The organism is Gemmobacter fulvus (assembly GCF_018798885.1).
Taxonomy (GTDB): Bacteria; Pseudomonadota; Alphaproteobacteria; order Rhodobacterales; family Rhodobacteraceae; genus Gemmobacter; species Gemmobacter fulvus.
In genome coordinates, this window is sequence record NZ_CP076361.1 from 624,927 (window position 1) to 650,057 (window position 25,131).

A 25,131-nucleotide genomic window follows, 5' to 3' on the forward strand; every position below is an offset into this window, starting at 1 on the left:
CCTGCATCAGCCCCCGATGGACCAGCGCGCCCAGAGCCCGCCCAGCACTTCGTATTTCGCCAGGAACGACACCAGCACCACCCAGCCGAGCGACAGCGGCAGGAACACTTTCCAGCCGATCCGCATCAGCTGATCATAGCGGTAGCGCGGCACGATGGCCTTCACCATGGCGAACATGAAGAAGAAGAACGCCATCTTGCCGACCATCCACAGCGCGCCATCCGGCAGGCCCGGAATGGGCGACAGCCAGCCGCCGAAGAACAGGAGCGAGATCAGCGCGCACATCAGGAAGATGGCGATATATTCCCCAGCCATGAACAGCAGGAACGGCGTTGCCGAATATTCCACCTGATAGCCCGCAACCAGTTCCGATTCCGCTTCGGGTAGATCGAAGGGCGGGCGGTTGGTTTCTGCCAGCGCCGAGATGAAGAACAGCGCCACCATCGGCAGATGCGGCAGCCAGTACCAGCCGAACAGGCCATAGCTGGTGTCCTGCGCCGCCACGATATGCGAGAAGTTCATCGAGCCGGTGGAGATGATGATGCCGATGATGATCAGGCCCAGGCTGACCTCATACGAGATCATCTGCGCGGCAGAGCGGAGCGAGCCGAGGAACGGGTATTTGGAGTTCGACGCCCAGCCGCCCATGATCACGCCATACACCTCCAGCGAGGAGATGGCGAAGACATAGAGAATGGCCACGTTGATATCCGACAGAACCCAGCCATCGCTGAACGGGATCACCGCCCAGGCAATCATCGCCAGCACGAAGGACAGGATCGGCGCGAGGAAGAACACCGGGCGGTCGGCCCCGGCCGGCACCACGACTTCTTTCACCACATATTTCAGCGCATCGGCCACCGATTGCAGCAGGCCAAAGGCCCCCACAACGTTCGGGCCGCGCCGCATCTGCACGGCGGCCCAGATCTTGCGGTCGCCATAAACGAGGAACAGCAGCGAAATCATCACGAAGGCGATGACCAGAAGGCTTTGCGCGGCGATCAGCAGCGCCGTCCCGAGCCCGGTTTGCAGAAATTCAGCCATGATGCCTTAGTCCCTCAGCCCATTCTTCATCGTTATATCGTCGGTATGCCCTGCGCGCCGCAATCGCGCACCGTCACTTCGGCGTCGATTGTTTTCAGCCCGCGAGGCAGCGCGGAGGAGATGGTATAGACCGCATCCCCCCGCCATTTTGATCCGGTCTGTGCCACCGTGGTGCGCACATGCCGCGCAAATCCGAAGCCTCGGATCAGCGCATATTGGGCCGCCGCGCAGCGCGCATAGGCCTCGACCTCCAGCTCGTTCCGCGCGCCTTGCATGGCCACGCGGAAATTCACCAGATCCCCATCCAGCAGGATCGTCTCGATCCCGTCATATTTGGGGGATGCCCCCTCGGGCAGCACCGCCACAGCCGCCGCACAGCCCGACAGGCTCGCCGGGGCGAGCAGCAGGGTTGCGAGGATCGGCCATGCGCGCATCGGTTACTCCGCCGCCAGCGGCGCGGCGGCCCGTGCCGCTGCCAGGGCCGACAGCTCGCCCATCAGGCTGGAGGCGCGCGCAATCGGGTTGGTCAGGTAATAGTCGGTCACTGCCGGGCGGAAGGTCGCCTGCCCCGGAGCGCGCAGTTCCAGCGCCGGGCCTGCATTCTCCGCCACTTCGTCGATCCGGCCCAGATGCGGATGCGCCGCCACCAGCGACTGCCGCAGTTGCGCAAGGCTGTCCCAGGCCAGCGTCATGCCGATTTCCGCCGACAGCGCCCGCAGGATCGCCCAGTTCTCCTTGGCTTCACCCGGGGCAAAGCCCGCGCGCTGTGCCAGTTGCGGACGGCCTTCGGTGTTCACGAACAGCCCGCTTTCTTCGGTATAGGCAGCGCCCGGCAGAATGATGTCGGCGCGGTGCGCGCCACGGTCGCCATGGCTGCCCTGATAGATCACCAGCGGACCGGCGGCAATTTCCACCTCATCCGCGCCCAGATTGTAGATCACCTCGGCCCCGTCCAGCGCGCCGACCAGCCCGCCTTCCGTGGTGGCGCCCACATCCATCGCACCGACCCGCGCCGCCGCACTGTGCAGCACCAGAAGCTTGGCCCCGGCAGCCGCAGCCAGCGCCTGCGCATGGGCCAGCACCGCCTCGCCATCCGCCTCGCGCAGCGCGCCCTGCCCCACGATCACCACACCGCCGGTGGCCTCGGCCGATTGCACAGCCGCCAGCAGCGCCGCGCGGTCGGTGCCCGCATGGGTGTAATCATAGGTCAGATCCGCCGCCGCGCCGATCAGCGTGACTTTCGCGCCACGAGTCCAGACCTTGCGGATGCGCGCATTCAGCACCGGCGCTTCAAGGCGCGGGTTGGTGCCGATCAGCCAGATCGCCTTGGCCGCATCAATATCTTCAATCGCAGCGGTGCCGACATAGGCCGCACGGTTGCCCGCAGGCAGGCGCGCGCCATCGGTGCGGCACTCCACCTTGCCGCCCAGGCCTTCGATCAGGGTTTTCAGGCTGTAGACCGCCTCGACCGGGGCCAGATCGCCCACGAGGCCGACCACCTTGCGGCCCTTCATCGCCGCCGCAGCCGCAGCCAGCGCCTCGGCCCAGCCCGCTTTGCGCAGGCGGCCATTCTCACGGATATAGGGCGTATCCAGCCGCTGGCGGCGCAGACCGTCCCAGACGAAGCGCGATTTGTCCGACAGCCATTCTTCGTTCACGCCGTCATGGTTGCGCGGCACGATGCGCATCACTTCGCGGCCCTTGGTGTCCACCCGGATGTTGGAGCCGAGCGCATCCATCACGTCGATGGTTTCGGTCTTGGTCAGTTCCCACGGGCGGGCTGTGAAGGCATAGGGTTTCGAGGTCAGCGCGCCCACCGGGCACAAGTCGATGATATTACCCTGAAGATTGCTGTCGAGCGTCAGGTTCAGATAGGAGGTGATCTCGCTGTCCTCGCCGCGCCCGGTCTGACCCATCTGGGTGATACCCGCGACTTCGGTTGTAAAGCGCACACAGCGCGTGCAGGAAATGCAGCGCGTCATCTTGGTTTCGACCAGCGGCCCGAGGTTCAGGTCTTCGCTGGCGCGTTTGGGTTCGCGGTAGCGCGAGAAATCCACGCCGTAAGCCATGGCCTGATCCTGAAGATCACATTCGCCGCCCTGATCGCAGATCGGGCAATCGAGCGGGTGGTTGATCAGCAGGAATTCCATCACGCCTTCGCGGGCCTTCTTGACCATCGGCGAGTTGGTTTTCACCACCGGCGGCTGACCTTCCGGGCCGGGGCGCAGATCGCGCACCTGCATGGCGCAGCTTGCGGCAGGCTTCGGCGGGCCGCCCACCACCTCGACCAGACACATGCGGCAATTGCCCGCGATGGTCAGCCGTTCGTGGTAGCAAAAGCGCGGGATCTCGATCCCGGCGACTTCGGCCGCCTGAATGATCGTCATCGCGGCGTCCACCTCGACCTCGATGCCGTCGATGATGATTTTCTTGAGGTTGCTCATCAGCTTACTCCGCCGAAATCCGCGCCATGGCCTGCGCCCGCGCCGTCATCTGTTGTGTGGGACGGCTCATGCGCAGCCCCCCTCGAATATCCATGCGCCTGCGGCATAACCGCCGATCGCCTGCGGCTGAAACCGCCCGCCGGCCTGCGCGCAGGCCAGCGCCGCCACATCCTTGGCACGTTTGCCCTGATCGCCCGCAAAGGGCGCCACCCGCAGCGTCAGGCCCGGCACCGCCACAGCCCCCGCCCGCGTCAGCGCCTTGCCGGGGCGGCCTGCCGCCAGACGGGCCTGATAGCTGACCCCTTCATGTGCCACCGCAAAGGCCCCGGCCTGCGCCGTGCCTTTCGGAGCCTGCACCGCCGGGGCCGCACAGGCACAAAGCCCTGCCGCCGCCAGTCCGATGCCAAGAAGGGTGCCAGCCTGCATCTTATTCCGCCGCCATCGCGCCCATGCGCCCGGTCTTGCGCGCCTTGATCCGGTCCTCGATCTCTTCGCGGAATTGGCGCACCAGCCCCTGAATCGGCCAGGCCGCCGCATCGCCAAGCGCGCAGATCGTGTGGCCTTCGACCTGCTTGGTCACCGACACCAGCATGTCGATTTCCTCAAGCTCGGCCTCGCCGCGCACCAGACGGTCCATCACACGCATCATCCAGCCGGTGCCTTCGCGGCAGGGCGTGCATTGGCCGCAGCTTTCGTGCTTGTAGAATTTCGACAGCCGCCAGATCGCCTTGATCACATCGGTCGACTGATCCATCACGATCACCGCCGCCGTGCCGAGGCCCGAGCGCTGTTCGCGCAGCCAGTCGAAATCCATGATCGCATCATCGCATTGCTGCGCATTCAGCATCGGCACCGACGAGCCGCCCGGAATGACCGCCTTGAGGTTTTTCCAGCCGCCGCGCACACCGCCGCAATGCCGCTCCAGCAGTTCCTTGAGCGGGATCGACATCGCCTCTTCCACCACGCAGGGGTTGTTCACGTGCCCCGAGATGCCGAACAGCTTGGTGCCCGCATTGTTCGGGCGGCCAAAGCCTGCAAACCAGCCCGCGCCACGGCGCAGGATCGTCGGCACCACCGCGATGGATTCCACGTTGTTCACCGTGGTCGGGCAGCCATAAAGGCCCGAACCTGCCGGGAACGGCGGTTTCATCCGCGGCATCCCCTTCTTGCCCTCAAGGCTTTCCAGCAGCGCGGTTTCTTCGCCGCAGATATAGGCCCCGGCCCCATGCGCGAGGTAGAGATCGTAATCATACCCCGAGGCACAGGCATTCTTGCCCAGCAGCCCAGCGTCATAGGCCTCGTCGATGGCCGCCTGCAGCGCCTCGCGTTCGCGGATATATTCACCGCGAATATAGATGTAACCCGCCACAGCCCCCATGGCGAAACCGGCAATCAGGCAACCCTCGATCAGCGTATGCGGATCGTGGCGCATGATTTCGCGGTCCTTGCAGGTGCCGGGTTCGGATTCGTCGGCATTGACCACCAGATAGGACGGGCGGCCATCGCTTTGCTTCGGCATGAACGACCATTTCAGGCCGGTCGGAAAGCCTGCGCCGCCACGGCCACGCAGCCCCGAGGCCTTCACCTGATCCACGATCCAGTCACGGCCATTGGCCAGAATGCCCGCCGTGCCATCCCAATGCCCGCGCTTGCGCGCCCCTGCGAGGCTGCGGTCATGCATCCCGTAGAGGTTGGTGAAGATCCGGTCCTGATCCTTCAGCAGCATCTTAAGCCCTCAATTTCCCCGGCCAGCGGCTTTGTGCCGCCGCCAGATCTGATAGGTGACAACCAGCGCCCAGATGAACGCGGCCAGTGCGGCCAGATCGAAAAGAAAGACATAGCGGGTTTCCCAGCCCATCTTTCCGCCCAGCCATTGCGCGCCCATCCACAGCAGCATCGTGCCCGCGATGACAATGGCAACCAGACGCGCATCGCGCGCCTGCCGCAGGTCATCAGGGGACGGGCTGCTCATCCGCGCGCCTCAATAATCGTTGGTCTTGGCACGGCGCTGGAATTCTTCCAGACCGTGTTCGATGATGATCCTGGCCTGCGCCACCCATTTGTCACGGGTCACACGGCCCTTGAAGCCTTTCAGATTGGCATCCATCCACGCGATTTCTGCCGGACCCCAGCTGGCGATCTGGTCGAAGTGGAAGAAGCCCAGCTCGTGACACAGCGCCTCAAGCTTAGGGCCGATGCCTTCGATCACTTGCAGCGTGTCGGGGGTGCCATTGCGCGCGGCTGAAAGCCCAGCGGGTTTCACCGCTTCGGCCTCATTGCCCGAGGCAACGGTCTGCGCCGGGGCCGCCACGGCCACGCCTGCGGGGGCATCGACCTTGACCTCGGGAGTGCCGGTGGTCAGCGCCTCGGCCACCGTGGCCGAAATGCCCGCCGCCGCAGGTGCGGGCGTGGTCTGGGCCACGGGCTTGACTGCCGCAGCCTTGCCCAGCCAGGGCATCAGGATCGGCACTTCGGTGCCGTCGATGCGCTTGACCGTATCGCCAATGTCCACCGCGCGCTGCGCCGAGGCATTGTATTGCTGCCGCCCGGATTCAAAATCCTTGAGCGAGGTCAGCCCTGACAGCGGCTCTGCCGCATAGCGGCCATTCTGCGGGCCGGGCACCGGCACCTCGCCACGCGAGAACCGCGCGATCAGGTCGCGCAGCTTGGCGGGCGTCAGGTCTTCGTAATAATCCTTGCCGATCTGGGCCATCGGCGCATTGGCGCAGGCGCCCATGCACTCGACCTCTTCCCAGCTGAACTTGCCATCTGCCGACACCGCATGGGCGGCGGGCGCGATCAGCTCCTTGCAGACGGCGATCAGCTCCTCGGCACCGCAGATCATGCAGGACGTGGTGCCACAGATCTGGATATGTGCCACAGAACCAACGGGTTGCAGCTGAAACATGAAGTAGAATGTCGCCACTTCCAGCACGCGGATATAGGCCATGCCCAGCATATCCGCGACATATTCGATGGCGGGCCGGGTCAGCCAGCCATGCTGTTCCTGCGCGCGCCACAGCAGCGGGATCACGGCAGAGGCCTGACGCCCCGCCGGGTATTTGGTGATCTGCCCCCGCGCCCATTCCAGATTGGCAGGCGTGAATTCGAACGAGGCAGGCTGGTCTTTGTGCAGACGGCGAAGCATTAGCGGTCGATCTCCCCGAACACCACGTCCATCGTGCCGATGATGGCAGCGACGTCGGCCAGCTGGTGGCCCTTGGCGATGTAATCCATGGATTGCAGGTGCAGGAACCCCGGCGCGCGCAGTTTGGCGCGATAGGGTTTGTTGGTGCCATCGGCCACCATGTAAACGCCGAATTCGCCCTTGGGCGCCTCGACAGCGGCATAAACCTCGCCCGCAGGGACGTGGAAGCCTTCGGTATAGAGCTTGAAGTGATGGATCAGCGCTTCCATCGAGGTTTTCATGTCGGCGCGTTTGGGCGGGCTCAGCTTGCCGCGCGCCAGAACTTCGCCCTTCTCGACCCGCAGCTTGGCAATCGCCTGACGGATGATCGAGGTCGACTCGCGCATTTCCTGCATCCGGCACAGATAGCGATCATAGCAGTCGCCATTCTTGCCGACCGGAATCTTGAAGTCGAATTCGTCGTAACATTCATAGGGCTGCGCGCGGCGCAAATCCCAGGCGAGGCCCGAGCCGCGCACCATCACGCCAGAATAGCCCCATTTCAGGATGTCATCTTCAGTCACCACGCCGATATCGGCATTGCGCTGCTTGAAGATGCGGTTTTCGGTCAGCAACCCGTCAATGTCATCCAGCACACGCGGGAATTCCACTGCCCACTGGTCGATATCCTCGATCAGCTGCGGGGTCAGATCCTGATGCACGCCACCGGGACGGAAATAGGCCGAGTGCAGACGCGCGCCGCTGGCACGTTCGTAAAACACCATCAGCTTTTCACGCTCTTCAAAGCCCCAGAGCGGCGGCGTCAGCGCTCCCACGTCCATGGCCTGCGTGGTGACGTTCAGCAGGTGGTTCAGCACCCGCCCGATTTCGGAATACAGCACCCGGATCAGCGAGGCGCGGCGCGGCACCACGGTGCCGGTCAGCTTTTCGATGGCCAGACACCAGGCATGTTCCTGGTTCATCGGCGCCACATAATCGAGCCGGTCCAGATAGGGCAGGTTTTGCAGATAGGTGCGGCTTTCCATCAGCTTTTCGGTGCCACGGTGCAGCAGGCCGATATGCGGATCGCAGCGTTCCACGATTTCGCCATCCAGCTCCAGCACCAGACGCAACACACCATGCGCCGCAGGGTGCTGCGGCCCGAAGTTGATGTTGAAGTTGCGGATCTTCTGTTCGCCTTGCAGCGCGTCGTCGAATTGTCCGTCCATCATCTCACACCTTTCATCGACGCGCGGGCAGCGGGTTTGCACCCCTGCCCCTGCACATCAGGCTTTCTTCTCGTCGCCGGGCAGCACATAGGTTGCGCCTTCCCACGGAGACATGAAATCGAACTGGCGATATTCCTGCACCAGCTTGACCGGCTCGTAGACCACGCGCTTCTGCGCCTCGTCATACCGCACCTCGGTATAGCCTGTGGTCGGAAAATCCTTGCGCAGCGGGTGGCCGCGAAAGCCGTAATCGGTGAGGATGCGGCGCAGGTCGGGGTGGCCTGAGACCAGGATCCCGAACATGTCGAAGATTTCCCGCTCGAACCAATTGGCCGAAGGATGAACCGTCGAAATCGAGGGCACCATCTCGTCTTCGCGCAGTGCCACTCTCAGGCGGATGCGATGGTTCTGATACATCGACAGGAAGTGATAGACCACATCGAACCGCGCCGGGCGTTCCGGGTGATCGACGGCGGTAATGTCGACCAGCGTCGAGAACCGGCAGGTGCTGTCGGTTTTCAGGAAGTCGACAAAGGACAGGATCTGCGCCAGCGGCACATCCAGCGTCAGTTCATCAAAGGCGATCTGGCTGGACAGCACCGCATCGGGGCGTTTCAGCGCAAGGTGTTCGGCAAGCTGGGTCAGGGCTTCGGTCATGTCATCCCTCCTCAACGGACCAGCGTGCCGGTGCGGCGGATCTTCCGCTGCAGGGCGAGAATGCCATACATCAGCGCCTCGGCAGTGGGCGGGCAGCCGGGCACATAGATATCCACCGGAACGATGCGGTCACAGCCACGCACGACGCTGTAGCTGTAATGGTAATAGCCGCCGCCATTGGCGCAGCTGCCCATCGAGATCACATAACGCGGCTCGGGCATCTGGTCATAGACCTTGCGCAGCGCCGGGGCCATCTTGTTGGTCAGCGTGCCTGCCACGATCATCACATCGGACTGGCGTGGGCTGGCGCGCGGGGCAAAGCCATAGCGCTCCACGTCATAGCGCGGCATGGCGGTGTGCATCATCTCCACCGCGCAGCAGGCCAGACCGAAGGTCATCCAGTGCAGCGAGCCGGTGCGCGCCCAGTTGATGATGTCTTCGGTCGAGGTGAGCAGAAAGCCCTTGTCCTGAAGGTCGCGGTTCATCGCCACCATACCGGCATCGCGGTCATTGGCGGCGTGGTTCTGGCTGGTGCTCACGCCCATTCCAGCGCTCCTTTTTTCCATTCATAGGCGAAGCCCACGGTCAGCACGCCGAGGAAAACCATCATCGACCAGAAGCCGACCATCGAGATGCCGCCAAAGGCGACCGCCCAGGGGAACAGGAACGCCACTTCGAGGTCGAAGATGATGAACAGGATCGACACCAGATAAAAGCGCACATCGAACTTCATGCGGGCATCGTCAAAGGCGTTGAACCCGCATTCATAGGCCGAAACCTTTTCCGGGTCGGGATTGCGCACGGCGAGGATGACCGCGGCAAGGATCAGCACGACCCCAAGGCCAACGGCAAGTGCCAGGAAGATCAGAATGGGCAGATACTCTCGGAGAAGTTCGTCCACGAGTGGCTCCTTCGGCTGGCGGCCCATGCAAAAAGGTGGGCGCGCGCGGATCGTTGCTGGGTTTCGTTTACTCCGGCCCCTCTGCGGGGTCAACCAAAGCCCTTGCGAAAAAGCGACGTCGCTTCTTGTATTTCGGGGGCACTGTGCAGGTGCGAACCGAAAACCTGCTGCAATGCGGCAAAACGCTGGGGCGGGCAAATCCTATGGATTCTCTTGGGTATCGCCGCCCATGCCCCACCCCGCTGCACGCAGCCGAAAAGGCCCGCCACCAGAGCGGGGCGGGCCTTGCAGGGCGGATGGCAGGCAATGGCGGCTCAGCGCGTCCAGTCGGGGCGGCGTTTTTCCAGAAAGGCCGCGATGCCTTCGGCGGCTTCGGCACTGTCCCAGCGGGCCACCAGACGGTCGATCGTGTCATCAATCAGTGCGCGGTCGATCGGCGGGGCCAGCCGCGCCACCAGCGCCTTGGCATCGCCCACCGCCCCCGGCGCACAACCAAGGAAGGGCAGCACCTCGGCCTCCACCGCCGCATCCAGATCGGCGGCGGGCACGATCTGGCTCAACAGGCCGATGCGATGCGCCTCGGTCGCGTCGAACAGACGCGAGGCCATGAAATGCCGCCGCGCCGCCGTCGCCCCGATCCGCGCCACCACATAGGGCGAGATCGTCGCCGGGATCAGCCCCAGCTTGGTTTCGGTCAGCCCGAATTTCGGCCCCTCGGTGCCGATGCACAGATCACAGACCGACATCATGCCGACGCCACCACCATAGGCCGCACCCTGCACCCGGCCGATCAGCGGCTTTGGCATGGTGTTCAGCGCGTTCAGCATCATTGCCAGCGCCGTCGCCCCCTGCCTGCGGGTTGCGGCATCGCCCGCAATCTGCGCCTTCATCCAGGTCAGATCGCCCCCGGCGCAGAAACTCTCGCCGCTGGCGGCCAGCACCACCACGCGCACCGCCGGGTCCGCGCCGAGCCGGGCCGCTACCGCCGTCAGTTCCTCGATCATGCGGGCCGACAGGGTGTTGTGCTTTTCGGGCCGGTTCAGTGTCAGCCGGGCCACACCACGCGCGTCCAGCTCCAGCAAGAGTGTGTCATACATCGCCATCTCTCCTCATCCGCATCACGCGGGCCATGGTGGCCGCCTCGGCCAGAATATTGGCATCAAGCCCGGTGGCAAAGCCCAGCGCCGCCAGCCGGTCCGCCACGGTTTCGGTGGCCACATTGCCCGCCGCACCCGGCGCATAGGGGCAACCGCCGAGGCCCCCCACCGCCGCATCGAACACCCGCAGCCCCAGCGCCAGCGATGCTTCGATATTGGCCAGCGCCCGGCCCGCCGTATCATGGTAATGCCCGGCCAGACGCGCAGCCGGCACTTCGGCCAGCACCGCCTCCAGCATGGCGCGGATCGTTTCGGGGCGGCCTTGGCCGATGGTGTCTCCCAGACTGATTTCGTAACAGCCCAGATCGCGCAGCGCCGCCACCACGCGGGCCACCTGTGCGGGCGCGGTCGGCCCGTCGAACGGGCAATCCGTCACCATCGACACATAGCCGCGCATCGGGATGCCATCGGCCCGCGCCGTTTCGGCCAGCGGAGCAAAGCGGGCCAGACTTTCGGCAATCGAGCAGTTGAGATTGGCGCGCGAAAACCCTTCGGAGGCCGAGGCGAAAATCGCCACTTCCGAGGCCTGCGCCGCCCGCGCCGCCGCATAGCCCTTCAGGTTCGGGGTCAGGGCGGCATAACTCACGCCGGGCGCGCGCCGGATGCCCGCCAGAACCTGCGCCGCATCGGCCATCTGCGGCACCCATTTCGGGCTGACAAAGCTTGTCACCTCGATCCGGCGGAACCCGGCGCGCGACAGCAGATCGACCAGCGCGATCTTCTCTGCCGTCGGGATCAGCCGCGCCTCGTTCTGCAAGCCGTCGCGCGGCCCCATTTCAAAGATTTCGGCACGGTCAACCATCGGGAGCCTCATAGAAATCACGTGTATAGATTTCGGCCACGCCATCCTCGGCCAGAGCCGCTTGCAACGCCGGACGGGCCAGCAGATCGGCCTGCCACGCCAGAAGCGCGGGATCGGCATAACGCAGGAATTTCGCGCCGATCAGCAATCCGTAGCCCAGCGCAATATCGGCGGTGGAAAAGCGGCCCAGCACACCCGCGCCCTGCCGCGCCTGCGCGGCGGCCAGCAGGCATTTCTCCAGCCGCTTGGCCTCCAGCCGCATCACGGTGGGGCTGCGCATGTGATCTTCGCGCAGGATGATGTGCTGCTGTGTCAGATTGGCCAGATGCGCGCCGATGGTTTCGGCAAAATGCAGCCATTCCAGATAGCGCGCCCGGTCGGCATCGCCCGGCGCAGCGCCCAGATGCGGCGCGCGGGTTTCGGTCAGCAGTTCAAGGATCGCGCCGCTTTCGAACAGGGTCTGGCCGTCCAGCTCGACCGCAGGCACCCGGCCTGCGGGCGACAGCGCCAGAAAGTCCGGGCTGCGGATCGCCTTGTCAAAGATCGAATGGCGGACCACCTCATGCGACAACCCGGCCTCGTGCAGGAACCACAGCACCCGAAAGCTGCGCGCCTGCGCGATATGGTGCAGCCGGATCATGCGGCGGCATCCACCGGCGGCGCTTCCAGCAGGATCAGGGCCGCGCCCGCCTCGACCTGCGCGCCTGCCGTCACCAGCACCTCGGCCACCACGCCATCGCGGGCGGCGGTCAGCACATGTTCCATCTTCATCGCCTCCAGCACCGCCAGACGGTCGCCCATCGCCACCGCCTGCCCCGCCGTGACAAACACCGCCTTCACCAGCCCGGGCATCGGCGACAGCGTGGCATTGCCCGCCGCCGCACCGCTCGCCGCCCGGTCCAGCGGATCATGGGGGGTGAAGCTATAACACTGGCCCTGATCGAACACATGGATCTGCCCGCCCGCGCGGATCACCGGCAGCCGGGACGCGGCAAGGGTCTGGCCCGCCACCTCGATCTCGGGGCCCTGCGGGGACAGCCGCAACAGGCCCGTCGTGACCACATCACCCCGCGCCACTTCCAGCCTGCGCACCAGCGGTGACCAGAGCGTGAAGCCGGTCAGCGGGGTCTGCGGCAGATCGGCACTGGCCAGCAGGGCTGCGGCCAGCACCGAAGCCGAGGGTTCGGGGTCGGCCACCAGCACCGCCAGATCGCGCTCGATCAGCCCGGTGTCCACATCGCCCGCCGCAAAGCCCTTGTGCCGCGCCAGCGCCCCGAGGAAGGCGAGGTTGGTGACAGAGCCCGCCACCTGCGTGCGTTCCAGTGCGCGCGCCAGTTGCGCCAGCGCCACCGCACGGGTCGGACCATGCACGATGATCTTGGCAATCATCGGGTCATACCATGGGCTGATCACATCCCCGGCCCGCACCCCGGTATCGGCGCGCACATCGGCGGGAAAGGCCAGATGGCTGATCCGCCCGGTGGCGGGCAAAAAGCCTGCGGGCACATCTTCGGCATAGAGCCGCGCCTCGAAGGCATGGCCGGTGATCGCCAGTTGATCCTGCCGCAGCGGCAGGGCCTCGCCCGCCGCCACGCGCAGTTGCCATTCCACCAGATCGACGCCGGTGATCGCCTCGGTCACCGGATGTTCTACCTGCAGACGGGTGTTCATCTCCATGAACCAGAACCGGTCCGCGCGCAGGCCTTCGGAGGCATCGACGATGAATTCGATGGTGCCCGCGCCCTTGTAGCCGATGGCACGGGCCGCACGCACCGCCGCCTCGCCCATGGCGGCCCGCATCTCGGCGGGCATGTCAGGGGCCGGGGCCTCTTCGATCACCTTCTGATGGCGGCGCTGCAAGGAACAATCCCGCTCGAACAGATGCACCGCGTCGGTGCCGTCGCCAAAGACCTGCACCTCGATATGGCGCGGCTTTTCCACGTATTTCTCGATCAGCACCGCGTCATTGCCAAAGGCCGTCGCGGCCTCGCCGCGCGCGCTGTCGAGTGCTGCCGCGAAATCCTCGGGCCGGGTGACCTTGCGCATCCCCTTGCCGCCGCCGCCCGCCACCGCCTTGATCAGCACCGGATAGCCGATGGCATCCGCCGCCCCCGCCAGATGGTCGGGATCCTGATTGGCCCCATGATAGCCGGGCACCACCGGCACGCCCGCCTCGGCCATCAGCCGCTTGGCTGCATCCTTCAGCCCCATGGCGCGGATCGCATCGCCCGAGGGCCCGATGAACACCAGCCCCGCTGCCGCCACCGCATCGACGAAATCGGGGTTTTCGGACAGAAAGCCATAACCGGGGTGGATGGCCTGCGCGCCGCTTGCCCGTGCCGCCGCGATGATCGCATCGCCGCGCAGATAGCTGTCGCGCGGGGCCGGGCCGCCGATGGGCAGCGCCTCATCCGCCAATGCGACATGCGCGGCGCGCGCATCCGCCTCGGAATAGACCGCAACCGTGGCCACGCCCATGCGGCGGGCGGTGGCGATGATGCGGCAGGCAATCTCGCCGCGATTGGCAATGAGGATTTTCTGGAACATGTCAGACCTGCGATGCGGAAGGGGAGGACATGCGGGGGCCAGCCCCCGCGCCCCCGGGATATTTGAACCAAGATGAATGGGGGTGGTGGAGCATGGGGGTCACATGCGGAACACGCCAAAGCGTGTGGGCTCGATGGGCGCATTGAGGGCGGCGGAGAGCGAGAGGGCGAGGGTGGCCCGGCTTTTGCGAGGGTCGATGATGCCATCATCCCACAGCCGGGCGCTGGCATAGAGCGGATGGCTTTGCCGGTCGAACATCTCGATGGTGGGGCGCTTGAACTCGGCCTCTTCCTCGGGGGTCCAGCTGCCGCCCGCGCGTTCGATCCCGTCGCGCTTCACCGTGGCCAGCACCCCCGCCGCCTGTTCGCCCCCCATCACCGAGATGCGGCTGTTGGGCCAGCTCCACAGGAAACGCGGCTGATAGGCGCGGCCCGACATGCCGTAATTGCCCGCGCCGAAACTGCCGCCGACCAGCATGGTGATCTTGGGCACATTGGTGGTGGCCACCGCCGTCACCATCTTGGCCCCGTGCCGCGCGATGCCTTCGTTTTCATATTTGCGCCCGACCATGAAGCCGGTGATGTTTTGCAGGAACACCAGCGGGATATTGCGCTGGCTGCACAGTTCCACGAAATGCGCGCCTTTCACGGCGGCTTCGGAAAACAGCACGCCATTATTGGCCACGATCCCCACCGGGCAGCCCATCACATGCGCAAAGCCGGTGACCAGCGTATCGCCGAAGCGCGGCTTGAATTCATCAAAGCGCGAGCCGTCGACCAGCCGCGCAATCACCTCACGGATGTCATAGGGCGTGCGCAGATCGGCAGGCACCGCCCCGAGGATCTCGTCCGGGTCATAGGCCGGATCTTCCGGGCTTTGCCATTGCACCGTCGCCGGTTTCGCACGGTTCAGGTGGCTGACGGCGCGGCGGGCAAGAGCCAGCGCATGGGCATCATCTTCGGCCAGATAATCGGCCACGCCCGACAGGCGGGTATGCACATCGCCGCCGCCCAGATCCTCGGCGCTGACCACCTCGCCCGTCGCCGCCTTCACCAGCGGCGGGCCGGCGAGGAAGATGGTGCCCTGATCCTTCACGATGATCGTCACATCCGACATGGCCGGCACATAGGCCCCGCCCGCCGTGCACGACCCCATCACCACCGCGATCTGCGGGATGCCCTTCGCGCTCATCCGCGCCTGATTGTAGAAGATGCGGCCAAAATGGTCGCGGTCGGGGAACACCTCGTCCTGATTGGGCAGGTTGGCGCCGCCACTGTCGACCAGATAGATGCAGGGCAGCGCGCATTCCTCGGCGATCTCCTGCGCGCGCAGGTGTTTCTTCACCGTCATCGGATAATAGGTGCCGCCCTTCACGGTGGCGTCATTGCAGACCACCATCACCTCTTGCCCATGCACACGGCCGATCCCGGCGATTACCCCGGCACAGGGTGCGGCCCCGTCATTGAGCCCATGCGCCGCAGTCGCGCCGATTTCGAGGAAGGGCGAGCCGGGATCCAGCAGCCCCGCCACCCGGTCGCGCGGGGCCATCTTGCCGCGCGCAACATGGCGGGCCATCGCCTTGTCGCCGCCGCCTGCCGCCGCCTGGGCCGCCGCCTGCGCGATGGTGTCGAGCATGGTCAGATGCGCAGCGCGATTGGCGCGGAACGCTTCGGATCCGGTTTGAATCATGCTTTTCAGAATCATGTTTTTCGTCCTCTTTCCAAGAGGTTACTCGACAAGACCCGCGCGCGAATGTCGCAGGCCCGCCGGAAGAGATATTGATTCAGGTCAAGGTTCCGCGCGCGGATCGGGGGCCATGGTCGCCGGGTAACAACCCTGTGAGACAGACCATGAAAACCCCGATCCTTGCCGCAACCGTCCTTGCCGCCCTCGCCCTCGCCGCCCCTGCCTGCGCCCAATCTGCGGGTGACATGACGCTCGGCTTCGGTCTGGGCTACGTCAAGCCCAATGGCACGCCGGGCACGCTGGGCGGCACCATGGTCACCGACATCGGCACCAGCACCCGCCCCACCATCACCTTTGAATATTTCCTGCGCGACAATATCGGCCTTGAAGTGCTGGGTGCGCTGCCGTTCAAACACGCCGTCAGCGTGGTCGGCACCGGCAAGATCGGCGAGACGAAACATCTGCCGCCCACGGTGTCGATCAACTATCACATCCCGACCGGCGGCGCGGTCACGCCCTTTGTTGGCCTTGGTGTGAACTACACGGCGTTCTTCGAGGAACATTCCTCGGCGGGCGATCTGAAGCTCAAGAACAGCTGGGGCCTCGCCGCGCATCTGGGGGTTGATTACGCCCTGTCCGAAAAGGCCGCGCTGCGTATGGACCTGCGCTATATCGACATTGACAGCGACGTTTATCTGAACGGCACCAAGGTCGGCAAAGTCGAGATCGACCCGGTTGTGGCGGGTGTCTCGTATATCATGAAGTTCTGATCCCCGCCCGATGGCGGCAAAGGGGGGCAGGCCCAACCTGCCCCCCTTTTGCACGACCATGATCATGCCTGCGCCATCAGCTCGCGCCCGATCAGCATCCGGCGGATTTCGGATGTGCCCGCGCCGATCTCCATCAGCTTGGCATCGCGGAACAGGCGGCTGACCACCGAGTCATTCAGGAAGCCCGCACCGCCCAGAGCCTGCACCGCCTGATGCGCCTGCACCATCGCCTGTTCGCTGGCATAAAGCACCGCCCCCGCCGCATCGGCCCGTGTCACCTCGCCCCGGTCACAGGCGCGCGCGGCCTCGTAGACATAGGCGCGGGCGGTGTTCAGCGCGACATACATATCGGCGATCTTGCCCTGCATCAGCTGGAAGTTCCCGATGGGCTGGCCGAACTGGTGCCGCTCTTTCGCATAGGGGATCACCTCATCCAGACAGGCGGCAATGATGCCGGTGCCGATGCCCGACAGCACGACCCGTTCGTAATCGAGGCCCGACATCAGGACGCGCACGCCCTTGCCCTCCTGCCCCAGCACGTTTTCAAACGGCACTTCGCAATCCTCGAAGATCAGCTCGCCGGTGTTGGATCCGCGCATCCCCAGCTTGTCGAAATGCGGGCCGGTCGAGAAGCCCTTGAAACCGCGCTCCACGATGAAGGCGGTGATGCCTTTCGGCCCGGCCTCGGGGTCGGTCTTGGCATAGACGATCAGCGTATCGGCATCCGGCCCGTTGGTGATCCAGTATTTGGAGCCGTTCAGAACGTAATAGCCGTTCCGCTTTTCGGCCCGCAGCTTCATCGACACCACGTCAGACCCGGCACCGGTTTCCGACATGGCCAGCGCGCCGATATTGGCCCCCGAGATCAGGCCGGGCAGATACTTGCGCTTCTGCGCGTCAGACCCGTTCAGCTTCATCTGATTGACGCAGAGGTTGGAATGCGCGCCATAGGACAGGCTGATGCTGGCCGAGGCGCGGGCGATTTCTTCGGTGGCAATCACATGCGCCAGATAACCCATGCCCGCCCCGCCGTATTCTTCGGCCACGGTGATGCCCAGCAGGCCCAGATCGCCCATTTCGCGCCACAGCTCGGCCGGGAACACATTGTCGCGGTCCACCTGCGCTGCGATCGGCTTGACCCGTTCCTGCGCCCAGGCGTGAACCATGTCGCGCATGGCCGCGATATCTTCGCCCAGATCAAAGCGCATCGGACTTGTGAACATGGTCCCCTCCCAAGAATTGAACACTCGTTCAATAAACGGGAACCGGCGAGTCGCGTCAAGCGTTTCCTTGCGTCGAAATGATTTGGGAAATGATCCGGGGGCTTGCATGCCGCGGCCCCGCCGCCCATTTCTGGAGCAGTTTTAAGGAGTAGCAGGCATGAACAGGGTTCTGGCAGTTTTGGCGGCACTCGCCGCGTCGCCCGTCTGGGCCGACGAAGTGGGCGAAGTCGGCGTCGACTGGGTGGGCAATGACATCATCATCGAAGCCTTCGCAGATCCCAAGGTTCAGGGCGTGACCTGCCATCTGGCCTATTTCGACCGCTCGTTGATTGATCGGTTCAGCCAAGGCAACTGGTTCGAAGATCCGTCCTATTCGGCGGTGGATTGCGTGCAGACCGGCCCGATCACACTGGGTGACATCGCCCGCGGCAAGGCAGGCGAAGAGGTGTTTTCCGAAAGCCGCTCGCTCATCCTGAAATCGCTGAAAGTGACCCGCGTCTATGACGAGGCGAACAAGGCGCTGGTCTATCTGGGCCATGCGAACGAGCTGACGCAGGGGTCGGGCAAGATGTCGCTGTCGGTGGTGCCGCTGGCGGATGGTGCGCCCTGACGGCGCGCGCCACGCAGGCGCCCCCGCCGCAGCGCGGCAATTGACTTGCACAAAAGCCTCTGCCACGACTTGCAGCAAGAGAGTTTGCGGGGGATCCACCGATGAAGAAAACCTATGGCAGCGCCGCCGAGGCGCTGGACGGTGTGCTGTTTGACGGCATGATGATCGCGGCAGGCGGGTTCGGCCTGTGCGGCATTCCCGAATTGCTGATTGCAGCAATCCGGGATGCGGGCACGAAGAATCTGACCGTCGCGTCGAACAATGCGGGCGTGGACGGCTTTGGCCTTGGGCAATTGCTGGAAACCCGGCAGGTCAAGAAGATGATCTCCTCCTATGTCGGCGAGAATGCCGAATTCATGCGCCAGTATCTGTCGGGCGAGCTGGAGCTGGAGTTCAACCCGCAGGGCACGCTGGCCGAGCGGATGCGCGCAGGCGGGGCGGGTATCCCCGGTTTTTACACCAAGACCGGCGTTGGCACGGTGATTGCCGAGGGCAAGGACCACAAGGAGTTCAACGGCCAGACCTATATTCTGGAAACCGGCATCGTGGCCGATCTGGCCATCGTGAAGGCCTGGAAGGCAGATCCCTCGGGCAATCTGGTGTTCCGCAAAACCTCGCGCAACTTCAATCCGCCCGCCGCCACCTGTGGCAAGATCTGCGTGGCCGAGGTGGAAGAAATCGTGCCACTGGGTAGCCTTGACCCCGATACGATCCATCTGCCGGGCATCTATGTGCATCGCCTGATCCAAGGCACCCACGAAAAACGCATCGAACAGCGCACCACCCGCAAGCGGGCCTGAGCCGCAAGTCCGGGGCCGAGGCCCCGGCACGCCGCGACAGCAGAATTAGGAGAAAGACCATGTGGGACCGCAATCAGATGGCCGCTCGGGCGGCGCAAGAGCTTCAGGACGGCTGGTATGTCAACCTTGGCATCGGCATTCCGACGCTGGTGGTGAACTATATCCCCGAAGGCGTGAACGTGACGCTGCAATCGGAAAACGGCATGTTGGGCATGGGCCCCTTCCCGTTTGAAGGCGAAGAGGATGCCGACCTCATCAACGCGGGCAAACAGACCATCACCGAACTGCCGCAGACCGCCTATTTCGATTCTGCGCAAAGTTTTGCGATGATCCGCGGCGGCAAGATTGCCATGGCGATCCTCGGCGCGATGGAGGTCAGCGAGGCGGGTGATCTGGCCAACTGGATGATCCCGGGCAAGCTGGTCAAGGGCATGGGCGGCGCGATGGATCTGGTGGCCGGCGTGGGCCGTGTGGTGGTGGTCATGGATCACACCAACAAGGCCGGAGAATCGAAGGTGCTGAAGGCCTGCACCCTGCCGCTGACCGGGCGGTCGGTGGTCAACCGCATCATCTCCAACCTCGGGGTGCTGGATGTGGTGCCGGGCGGCCTGAAGATCGTGCAACTGGCCGATGGCGTGACCGAAGCCGAACTGCGCGCCGCAACCGAGGCGACCATCGTTGACTGAGTTCACCATTGAACGCGAGATCAGCGGCAGCAAGGGCCGCTATGTCATCCGCTATGCGGGGGCCGAGGCCGAGCTCACCTATTCGATCACCTCGCCCACGCTGGTCATTGCGGATCACACCGGGGTGCCCGACAGCTTTCGTGGCACTGGCGCGGGTTTGGCGCTGGTGACGCGGCTGGTGGCCGATGCAAGGGCAGAGGGGTTCAAGATCATGCCGCTGTGCCCCTTTGTGAACGCACAGCGCAAGAAACACCCCGACTGGGCGGATGCTTTCGCCGTCTGAGCGGACCCGGACACCCTGCTCCAAAGCCGTGCCTCCGGGCGCGGCTTTTTCTTTGGCGGCTGTCAGCCGCCGCTCGCCAGAACCTTGAACACACAGGGGTCGGAGAACAGCTCGGGCGGGGTCAGGCACAGGCCCTGCGCCACCTGCCAGGCCGCCAGCACCTTGGGCACATAATCCCGCGTTTCGGGATAGGGCGGCACACCGGCATTCGCCTTAACCGCGCCCTCGCCCGCATTATAGGCCGCCAGAACCATCAGCGGATCGCGGTCAAAGTGCTTCATCAGCCAATCGAGATAGGCGACGCCGCCCTTGATGTTCTGTGCCGGGATCTTGGCATCGGCCACGCCGAAGCGTTCGGCCGTGGCGGGGATCAACTGCATCAGCCCCTGCGCCCCGGCGGAACTGACCGCATCGGCGCGGCCCGCACTTTCGATGCCGATCACCGCCAGCACCAGCGCCGGTGACACTTCGGTGCCGATGGTGGCCTTCAGGATCTCGGTGCCATAGCTGGTGGCAATATCCTGCATGTGCTGCATCCGGGGGGCACGCACCGCCGCCCCGCCCGGCCCCTGGCTGAGCGTGGCGAGTGCCAGCGGCAGACGCCCCTGAACCGCCCCCTGCGCCGTCGGCACCGCATCCCAGAACCAGCTATAGGTAGCGGGCACCTTCTCGACCGGCAGCAGCGGCGCGGCAGGTGTTTCGGCGCTTTCGGCTATGGCAGCGGATTGCGCCTCTTTCTCGCGGTCGACCTTGGGCGAGGCGGCCAGACGGCGCGCCTGTTCGGCGGGATCAATCTGCACGGTGATGCGCTTGGCGGTGCCCGCCCCCGGCGCTTTCACGCGGCGGAAGGTAAAATTGTCCGGCTCAGGCCCGGTCTGCGCCTGCGCCGCCAGCGCGCCGGACAGAATCAATCCGGCGACCATCATTCCTGCCCTGACCCGCATCTGCGGTTGCCTGCCCGTTTTTTTATGTTTCTACAGGCAGTTTCGCAAAAAAACGCGACTCGCGCCAGTAAACCTGCCGCCAAGCCGGAGCGGATCGTGGCAGTTTTGCCGCAATCCTGCCCCAGTCCGTAAGCAGGTGCCGCTCGCCCCCTGTTGCGCCCTGTGCAGCAATAAGAAATTACCGAACAAAAACAGCGTATTGAAAAATTATTCGACGTTTTATGCAGAATTCTGTGCCGGTCTTAATGCCTCCCAAATGCCGCCACCATCAGGGGGCTATATACACCCATGCCGCAACGAAAGCGGATCGGAACAGAGGCCGATCAGAAGCGCGGGGCGGTGAAACAGAGCAAAACCTAAAACAAGGGACTGACACCATGAAACTGCTGAACATCTTCAAATCCTTCAAAAACGACGAATCCGGCGCCGTGACCGTTGATTGGGTCGTGCTGACCGCTGCCATCGTTGGCCTGGGCATCATCGTCATCAACACCATCTCGCCCTCGATCGACTCGACCGCAGCCGTGATCGCAGCCGACCTGGACGAAGCCGCCGAACGGTAATCCAGACTGTCTGCTGACATCTGAGAAAACGTATGCTGCGGCTCTTCACGGGGCCGCAGCTTACTGCGTCAGGAACCACGGGTCGCATTGTGCCAGACAGAACCACCCCTTCGGCCCCGCCCCCTGCGGCCTGCCGATCCGGGCGGGGATGGCACGCGGCCTGACACAGTAAAAGGTGATCCGATGACACTCAGGCTACGATCCTTTCTTGCCGAAGAGGACGCGGCGGTCACGACCGACATGGTTGTGCTTGTCGCCGTCATCATTGCCATGACGCTGGGCGTGTTCGTCATCATCACCGAGATGATCTATACCGAGGCCGGAACGCGGATCGGTGATCTCATCATGGGATTGCTGGACTGATCGCCCGCCCCCCTTGCCATCGCCCCTTGCGGGCACAGACATGGATGTGACGAAGATGCGGACAGTATATCTGGGTGTTCTTGCGCTTGGCCTGGCCCTTGCCGGCTTCGCCGTTTACATGGCCCAAACCTATATCGGACATACGCAGGCGCAACTGGATCAGGAGCGGGCGATCCGCGCCAAGACCGGGCCGCTGGTCGAGGTTTATGTGGTCAACAAACCGCTCGACTATGGCGACCCGCTGACCAAAGAGGATATCCAGCCGATCTACTGGCCCGAAAATGCCCTGCCCGAGGGCGTGTTCAAGACCGAGGAAGAGCTGTTCCCAGAAGGCGAAACCTCGCCCCGCTTCGTGCTGCGCCAGATCGAGAAGTTCGAACCCGTTCTGGCCGTGAAGGTCACCGAACCGGGCGAAGCGGCAGGTCTGACCGGCATGTTGAGCGCAGGCGAACGCGCCTTCACCATCCAGTTCGACGATACGTCGGGCGCCTCGCGTTATCTGCAACCGGGCAACAAGGTCGATGTCTACTGGACGGGCCGCACCGATGCCGGACAAGAGGTGACGCAGCTCATCGAAACCTCGCTGGGCATCATCGCGGTGGATCGTCCCGCCGCCAAACAGACCGGAAAATCCAAGGAAAAGCCGGTTGACATGGCTGCCCCCAAGGCGATGACCGTTGCCGCCAGCCCCGAACAGGTCGCGCGGCTGGCCCAGGGTCAGGCCACCGGCCAGCTGTCGGTATCGCTGGTTGCCAAGGGCGATCAGACCGCCAGCACCGGCCCGATCGAAGTGGACGGCAACAAGCTTCTGGGCATCACCGCCGTGGCCGAAGCCCCGGTTCAACAGGAAAAAGTCTGCACGATCCGCCAGCGCAATGGTGCCGCTGTGGTTGAAATCCCGATCCCCTGCACAAACTGAACGCGGGTTGCCCAATGCCGCGTCCCCCGATTTGGGGGCGCGGCGGCTGACATTCGCTAGCTATTGCGGCATGTTGCATCTTATCCACAGCAACTTCGGCCCCCAAGCTTTTGATTCTTGCAATAAAATGGCAAATCCGGCATTTTAACCTTTATAACGGGCACAAAAGACCCGGCAGTGAGGCGTGATCGGAAAGGCAGGTCACATGCAGTTGCGTAATCTTATGACGGCAGGAATGCTGGGCCTGGCCCTCGCATCCACCGCCCTCTCCGGTCTTGAGGCTCAGAGCTTGCGGGTGATGGAAGGCTCTGCCTCTGCCCCGCTCAATGTCCCGATGAACCGCGCCGTGGTGGTGGAAAGCGACGTGCCCTTTGCGGAGCTGTCGATCGCCAATCCGGGCATCGCCGATATCTCTACCCTGTCCGACCGCTCGATCTATGTGCTGGGCAAGGCCCCCGGTCGAACCACGCTGACGCTGCTGGGCGGTGATGGCAAGCTGATCTCCAACGTCGAAGTGCAGGTTGCGCCCGACGTGGCAGAGTTCAAGGAACGCCTGCGGCAGATCCTGCCCGGCGAAAACATCGAAGTGCGGACGGCGAATGACGGTATCGTGCTGTCCGGCACCGTCAGTTCCACTGCCAAGCTCGACCGCGCGCTGGATCTGGCCGAACGCTATGCGCCGGAGCGGGTGTCGAACCTGATGAGCGTGGGCGGCACGCAACAGGTGATGCTGAAGGTGCGTTTTGCCGAAATGGAGCGCTCGGTCGCCAAGAACCTGTCGTCGTCGCTGGCGATTTCGGGCGGCTCCAGCGTCGGGGTCGAGGCCGAAACCGGCACCTGGCTGAATGGCAACAACGGCATCAACGGCGAAACGATCACCGCGCGCGGCTCGGCCAATTCGGCGATGGCGCTGGGATTCTCGGCCGGATCGCTGCAATTCGCGGTGCTGCTGGAAGCGCTGGAAAGCAAGGGCGTGGTGCGCACCCTGGCCGAACCGAACCTGACCGCCCTGTCGGGGCAAGAGGCGAAGTTTCTGGCCGGTGGCGAATACCCGATCCCGGTGTCCAGCCAGGATGGCATCACCGTCGAATACAAACCTTTCGGGGTCGAGCTGAACTTTACGCCCGTTGTGGTGGATGGTGACATCATCAACCTGACGATCAACGCGGCAGTGTCCTCCATCGACAGCACGATCACGGTGGAAAACGAAGGCTTCAACGTCAACGCCTTCCGCCGCCGCGAAACCTCGACCACGGTCGAGATGCGCGATGGCGAAAGCTTTGCCATTGCCGGCCTGTTGCAGGATGACTTCCGCGATCTGAATGGTCAGGTGCCATGGCTGGGCGACATCCCGATTGTCGGCGCGCTGTTCCGCAGTGCGGAATACCAGCGCAAACAGTCGGAACTGGTCATCATCGTGACGCCGCATCTGGTGACGCCCACACGGGGCGAGGCGCTGGCGTTGCCCACCGACCGCGTGCGCATCCCCACCGAAAAAGAGCTGTTCCTGTTCGGCAAGGTTGCCGGCTCCAAAGGGGCTGCGGGCGAAGTGGCCCGGCAGGATTTCAGCGGCTCCTACGGCTATGTGATGGAGTGAGGCACATGCAGGGGCGGATGCGTATCCTTCTGGCACTGACCACCACATTGGCGCTGGCCGCCTGTGGCGATTTCAACAAAGAGCTGGGCGCCGAGGTCGACAACGGCAATTTCGGCAATGCCACGATGAACAACACCATGCTCCAGACCGGGGCAATGGATTACCGGGTGGCGCTGGGGCAGCGGTTTGCCAGCGAAGTGCCCTCGACCGTCACCTTCCCGTTCAACTCGTCGCAACTGACCGGCGAGGCGATGGCGGCGCTGGATCATCAGGCCAACTGGATGCGGCAGTTCCCCGAGTTGCGCTTCTCGGTCTATGGCCATACCGATCTGGTCGGCTCCAACGCCTATAACAAGGCACTGGGTCTGCGACGCGCCAAGACCGTGGTCGCCTATCTGGACCGTCGCGGCATTTCGCGGTCGCGGCTGGATGCGCTGGTGTCTTATGGCAAGACGCAGCCGGTCATCCCGACTCCCGGGCCGGAACAGAAGAACCGCCGCACCGTGACCGAGGTGTCCGGGTTTGTGAAAAACCAGCCCGCGCCCCTGAACGGCAAATATGCCGCCGTCATCATGCGCGAATACATCACCCTGGCCGAACGGCGCCACCCGGCCAACAGGGTGGTTGTCGTGCAAAGCCAGCCGGAAGGCTGACGGGATCGGGGCGGACGGCAACGTCCGCCCCTTTACATTCCAAGCGGTGCATAAATCGCAGAATGACGATCTTTTAGCCCCAATCTCGCCAAGATTAGCCGCCAATTTCGCATCAATCGAACCAAG

At 64.1% G+C, this 25,131-nt stretch carries 28 protein-coding genes; 10 read left to right on the forward strand and 18 right to left on the reverse strand.

Translation table 11 applies throughout. The annotated features are described in order from the left end of the window. Positions 1-6 precede the first annotated feature (6 nt). The 16 genes from nuoH to KM031_RS03085 form a co-directional block, all read right to left on the reverse strand. Complete coding sequence (nuoH, locus tag KM031_RS03010; protein ID WP_215503083.1) at positions 7-1,044, reverse strand: NADH-quinone oxidoreductase subunit NuoH; 1,038 nt, start codon at positions 1,042-1,044, stop codon at positions 7-9. Between the two features lie 32 nt (positions 1,045-1,076). Continuing rightward, positions 1,077-1,478, reverse strand: coding sequence for a YNQ4 family lipoprotein (locus KM031_RS03015; protein ID WP_215503084.1), 402 nt, complete (start codon positions 1,476-1,478; stop codon positions 1,077-1,079). A 3-nt stretch (positions 1,479-1,481) separates the two neighbouring features. After that, positions 1,482-3,488 carry an NADH-quinone oxidoreductase subunit NuoG gene (nuoG, locus tag KM031_RS03020; RefSeq protein WP_215503085.1) on the reverse strand — a complete coding sequence of 669 codons (2,007 nt, stop codon included), beginning with the start codon at positions 3,486-3,488 and terminating at the stop codon, positions 1,482-1,484. Positions 3,489-3,554: 66 nt separating this feature from the next. Continuing rightward, on the reverse strand, positions 3,555-3,914 hold the full coding sequence (locus KM031_RS03025) for a hypothetical protein (protein WP_215503086.1): 360 nt from the start codon (positions 3,912-3,914) through the stop codon (positions 3,555-3,557). A gap of 1 nt (position 3,915) precedes the next feature. Beyond that, a complete protein-coding gene (gene nuoF / locus KM031_RS03030; protein ID WP_215503916.1) occupies positions 3,916-5,211 on the reverse strand; it encodes an NADH-quinone oxidoreductase subunit NuoF in 1,296 nt (431 codons plus the stop codon). Between the two features lie 12 nt (positions 5,212-5,223). Beyond that, the gene (locus KM031_RS03035; protein WP_215503087.1) at positions 5,224-5,460 is read right to left on the reverse strand and encodes a DUF5337 domain-containing protein; all 237 of its coding nucleotides are present in this window, start codon (positions 5,458-5,460) and stop codon (positions 5,224-5,226) included. A gap of 9 nt (positions 5,461-5,469) precedes the next feature. Next, positions 5,470-6,636 (reverse strand): NADH-quinone oxidoreductase subunit E, encoded by a 1,167-nt coding sequence (locus KM031_RS03040; RefSeq protein ID WP_215503088.1) that lies wholly within the window; start codon positions 6,634-6,636, stop codon positions 5,470-5,472. After that, positions 6,636-7,844, reverse strand: a complete 1,209-nt coding sequence (locus KM031_RS03045; protein ID WP_215503089.1) for an NADH-quinone oxidoreductase subunit D — start codon at positions 7,842-7,844, stop codon at positions 6,636-6,638. The genes KM031_RS03040 and KM031_RS03045 overlap by 1 nt, the downstream gene beginning before the upstream one ends. Positions 7,845-7,901: 57 nt before the next feature. Then, positions 7,902-8,501 carry an NADH-quinone oxidoreductase subunit C gene (locus KM031_RS03050; RefSeq protein WP_215503090.1) on the reverse strand — a complete coding sequence of 200 codons (600 nt, stop codon included), beginning with the start codon at positions 8,499-8,501 and terminating at the stop codon, positions 7,902-7,904. A gap of 11 nt (positions 8,502-8,512) precedes the next feature. Then, positions 8,513-9,046 carry a NuoB/complex I 20 kDa subunit family protein gene (locus tag KM031_RS03055; RefSeq protein ID WP_215503091.1) on the reverse strand — a complete coding sequence of 178 codons (534 nt, stop codon included), beginning with the start codon at positions 9,044-9,046 and terminating at the stop codon, positions 8,513-8,515. Beyond that, positions 9,037-9,402, reverse strand: a complete 366-nt coding sequence (locus KM031_RS03060; RefSeq protein ID WP_215503092.1) for an NADH-quinone oxidoreductase subunit A — start codon at positions 9,400-9,402, stop codon at positions 9,037-9,039. The genes KM031_RS03055 and KM031_RS03060 overlap by 10 nt, the downstream gene beginning before the upstream one ends. Positions 9,403-9,716: 314 nt before the next feature. Then, positions 9,717-10,499 carry a crotonase/enoyl-CoA hydratase family protein gene (locus KM031_RS03065; protein WP_215503093.1) on the reverse strand — a complete coding sequence of 261 codons (783 nt, stop codon included), beginning with the start codon at positions 10,497-10,499 and terminating at the stop codon, positions 9,717-9,719. Beyond that, positions 10,492-11,361, reverse strand: a complete 870-nt coding sequence (locus KM031_RS03070; protein WP_281417143.1) for a hydroxymethylglutaryl-CoA lyase — start codon at positions 11,359-11,361, stop codon at positions 10,492-10,494. Before KM031_RS03070 ends, KM031_RS03065 begins: the two co-directional genes overlap by 8 nt. Beyond that, positions 11,354-12,001 (reverse strand): glutathione S-transferase family protein, encoded by a 648-nt coding sequence (locus KM031_RS03075; protein WP_215503095.1) that lies wholly within the window; start codon positions 11,999-12,001, stop codon positions 11,354-11,356. The genes KM031_RS03070 and KM031_RS03075 overlap by 8 nt, the downstream gene beginning before the upstream one ends. Next, on the reverse strand, positions 11,998-13,908 hold the full coding sequence (locus KM031_RS03080; RefSeq protein ID WP_215503096.1) for an acetyl/propionyl/methylcrotonyl-CoA carboxylase subunit alpha: 1,911 nt from the start codon (positions 13,906-13,908) through the stop codon (positions 11,998-12,000). The genes KM031_RS03075 and KM031_RS03080 overlap by 4 nt, the downstream gene beginning before the upstream one ends. A gap of 99 nt (positions 13,909-14,007) precedes the next feature. Next, positions 14,008-15,612 carry a carboxyl transferase domain-containing protein gene (locus tag KM031_RS03085; RefSeq protein ID WP_215503097.1) on the reverse strand — a complete coding sequence of 535 codons (1,605 nt, stop codon included), beginning with the start codon at positions 15,610-15,612 and terminating at the stop codon, positions 14,008-14,010. Positions 15,613-15,758: 146 nt separating this feature from the next. Between KM031_RS03085 and KM031_RS03090 the strand changes: the two genes are divergently transcribed. Beyond that, on the forward strand, positions 15,759-16,364 hold the full coding sequence (locus KM031_RS03090) for an OmpW/AlkL family protein (RefSeq protein ID WP_215503098.1): 606 nt from the start codon (positions 15,759-15,761) through the stop codon (positions 16,362-16,364). Positions 16,365-16,426: 62 nt separating this feature from the next. Here the strand turns inward: KM031_RS03090 and KM031_RS03095 are convergent, their stop codons facing one another. Further along, positions 16,427-17,587 (reverse strand): isovaleryl-CoA dehydrogenase, encoded by a 1,161-nt coding sequence (locus KM031_RS03095; protein WP_215503099.1) that lies wholly within the window; start codon positions 17,585-17,587, stop codon positions 16,427-16,429. Between the two features lie 157 nt (positions 17,588-17,744). Between KM031_RS03095 and KM031_RS03100 the strand changes: the two genes are divergently transcribed. From KM031_RS03100 to KM031_RS03115, 4 genes are all read left to right on the forward strand, one after another. Then, positions 17,745-18,197: a CreA family protein gene (locus KM031_RS03100; RefSeq protein ID WP_215503100.1), complete on the forward strand. Its 453-nt coding sequence runs from the start codon at positions 17,745-17,747 to the stop codon at positions 18,195-18,197. Between the two features lie 101 nt (positions 18,198-18,298). After that, complete coding sequence (locus tag KM031_RS03105; protein WP_215503101.1) at positions 18,299-18,997, forward strand: CoA transferase subunit A; 699 nt, start codon at positions 18,299-18,301, stop codon at positions 18,995-18,997. Positions 18,998-19,056: 59 nt separating this feature from the next. Next, a complete protein-coding gene (locus KM031_RS03110; RefSeq protein ID WP_215503102.1) occupies positions 19,057-19,683 on the forward strand; it encodes a 3-oxoacid CoA-transferase subunit B in 627 nt (208 codons plus the stop codon). Continuing rightward, the gene (locus KM031_RS03115; protein WP_215503103.1) at positions 19,676-19,966 is read left to right on the forward strand and encodes a GNAT family N-acetyltransferase; all 291 of its coding nucleotides are present in this window, start codon (positions 19,676-19,678) and stop codon (positions 19,964-19,966) included. The genes KM031_RS03110 and KM031_RS03115 overlap by 8 nt, the downstream gene beginning before the upstream one ends. Positions 19,967-20,028: 62 nt before the next feature. On the opposite strand, the gene KM031_RS03120 is transcribed toward KM031_RS03115, so the two are convergent. After that, positions 20,029-20,910 carry a lytic transglycosylase domain-containing protein gene (locus tag KM031_RS03120; protein ID WP_215503104.1) on the reverse strand — a complete coding sequence of 294 codons (882 nt, stop codon included), beginning with the start codon at positions 20,908-20,910 and terminating at the stop codon, positions 20,029-20,031. Positions 20,911-21,287: 377 nt separating this feature from the next. Here KM031_RS03120 and KM031_RS03125 point away from each other — a divergent pair, with 377 nt between their 5' ends. The 5 genes from KM031_RS03125 (at position 21,288) to KM031_RS03145 (ending at position 25,005) form a co-directional block, all read left to right on the forward strand. Next, a complete protein-coding gene (locus KM031_RS03125) occupies positions 21,288-21,473 on the forward strand; it encodes a Flp family type IVb pilin (RefSeq protein WP_215503105.1) in 186 nt (61 codons plus the stop codon). Positions 21,474-21,656: 183 nt separating this feature from the next. Next, positions 21,657-21,836 carry a hypothetical protein gene (locus KM031_RS03130; RefSeq protein ID WP_215503106.1) on the forward strand — a complete coding sequence of 60 codons (180 nt, stop codon included), beginning with the start codon at positions 21,657-21,659 and terminating at the stop codon, positions 21,834-21,836. A gap of 55 nt (positions 21,837-21,891) precedes the next feature. After that, a complete protein-coding gene (gene cpaB / locus KM031_RS03135) occupies positions 21,892-22,755 on the forward strand; it encodes a Flp pilus assembly protein CpaB (RefSeq protein WP_215503107.1) in 864 nt (287 codons plus the stop codon). A gap of 205 nt (positions 22,756-22,960) precedes the next feature. Beyond that, on the forward strand, positions 22,961-24,352 hold the full coding sequence (locus KM031_RS03140; protein ID WP_215503108.1) for a type II and III secretion system protein family protein: 1,392 nt from the start codon (positions 22,961-22,963) through the stop codon (positions 24,350-24,352). Positions 24,353-24,357: 5 nt separating this feature from the next. Beyond that, positions 24,358-25,005 (forward strand): OmpA family protein, encoded by a 648-nt coding sequence (locus KM031_RS03145; RefSeq protein ID WP_215503109.1) that lies wholly within the window; start codon positions 24,358-24,360, stop codon positions 25,003-25,005. Positions 25,006-25,131: the final 126 nt, after the last annotated feature.

Bases quoted from the DNA above. Each gene is read 5' to 3' on its own strand.
- KM031_RS03090 (WP_215503098.1), top strand. From the start codon at position 15,759: ATGAAAACCCCGATCCTTGCCGCAACCGTCCTTGCCGCCCTCGCCCTC.
- KM031_RS03050 (WP_215503090.1), bottom strand. From the start codon at position 8,501: ATGACCGAAGCCCTGACCCAGCTTGCCGAACACCTTGCGCTGAAACGC.
- KM031_RS03075 (WP_215503095.1), bottom strand. From the start codon at position 12,001: ATGATCCGGCTGCACCATATCGCGCAGGCGCGCAGCTTTCGGGTGCTG.
- KM031_RS03110 (WP_215503102.1), top strand. From the start codon at position 19,057: ATGTGGGACCGCAATCAGATGGCCGCTCGGGCGGCGCAAGAGCTTCAG.
- KM031_RS03055 (WP_215503091.1), bottom strand. From the start codon at position 9,046: ATGGGCGTGAGCACCAGCCAGAACCACGCCGCCAATGACCGCGATGCC.
- KM031_RS03065 (WP_215503093.1), bottom strand. From the start codon at position 10,499: ATGTATGACACACTCTTGCTGGAGCTGGACGCGCGTGGTGTGGCCCGG.
- KM031_RS03100 (WP_215503100.1), top strand. From the start codon at position 17,745: ATGAACAGGGTTCTGGCAGTTTTGGCGGCACTCGCCGCGTCGCCCGTC.
- KM031_RS03105 (WP_215503101.1), top strand. From the start codon at position 18,299: ATGAAGAAAACCTATGGCAGCGCCGCCGAGGCGCTGGACGGTGTGCTG.
- KM031_RS03045 (WP_215503089.1), bottom strand. From the start codon at position 7,844: ATGGACGGACAATTCGACGACGCGCTGCAAGGCGAACAGAAGATCCGC.
- KM031_RS03070 (WP_281417143.1), bottom strand. From the start codon at position 11,361: ATGGTTGACCGTGCCGAAATCTTTGAAATGGGGCCGCGCGACGGCTTG.
- KM031_RS03015 (WP_215503084.1), bottom strand. From the start codon at position 1,478: ATGCGCGCATGGCCGATCCTCGCAACCCTGCTGCTCGCCCCGGCGAGC.
- KM031_RS03080 (WP_215503096.1), bottom strand. From the start codon at position 13,908: ATGTTCCAGAAAATCCTCATTGCCAATCGCGGCGAGATTGCCTGCCGC.
- KM031_RS03125 (WP_215503105.1), top strand. From the start codon at position 21,288: ATGAAACTGCTGAACATCTTCAAATCCTTCAAAAACGACGAATCCGGC.
- cpaB (WP_215503107.1), top strand. From the start codon at position 21,892: ATGCGGACAGTATATCTGGGTGTTCTTGCGCTTGGCCTGGCCCTTGCC.
- KM031_RS03095 (WP_215503099.1), bottom strand. From the start codon at position 17,587: ATGTTCACAAGTCCGATGCGCTTTGATCTGGGCGAAGATATCGCGGCC.
- nuoG (WP_215503085.1), bottom strand. From the start codon at position 3,488: ATGAGCAACCTCAAGAAAATCATCATCGACGGCATCGAGGTCGAGGTG.
- KM031_RS03145 (WP_215503109.1), top strand. From the start codon at position 24,358: ATGCAGGGGCGGATGCGTATCCTTCTGGCACTGACCACCACATTGGCG.
- KM031_RS03140 (WP_215503108.1), top strand. From the start codon at position 22,961: ATGCAGTTGCGTAATCTTATGACGGCAGGAATGCTGGGCCTGGCCCTC.
- KM031_RS03085 (WP_215503097.1), bottom strand. From the start codon at position 15,612: ATGATTCTGAAAAGCATGATTCAAACCGGATCCGAAGCGTTCCGCGCC.
- KM031_RS03035 (WP_215503087.1), bottom strand. From the start codon at position 5,460: ATGAGCAGCCCGTCCCCTGATGACCTGCGGCAGGCGCGCGATGCGCGT.
- nuoH (WP_215503083.1), bottom strand. From the start codon at position 1,044: ATGGCTGAATTTCTGCAAACCGGGCTCGGGACGGCGCTGCTGATCGCC.
- KM031_RS03025 (WP_215503086.1), bottom strand. From the start codon at position 3,914: ATGCAGGCTGGCACCCTTCTTGGCATCGGACTGGCGGCGGCAGGGCTT.
- KM031_RS03040 (WP_215503088.1), bottom strand. From the start codon at position 6,636: ATGCTTCGCCGTCTGCACAAAGACCAGCCTGCCTCGTTCGAATTCACG.
- KM031_RS03130 (WP_215503106.1), top strand. From the start codon at position 21,657: ATGACACTCAGGCTACGATCCTTTCTTGCCGAAGAGGACGCGGCGGTC.
- KM031_RS03120 (WP_215503104.1), bottom strand. From the start codon at position 20,910: ATGCGGGTCAGGGCAGGAATGATGGTCGCCGGATTGATTCTGTCCGGC.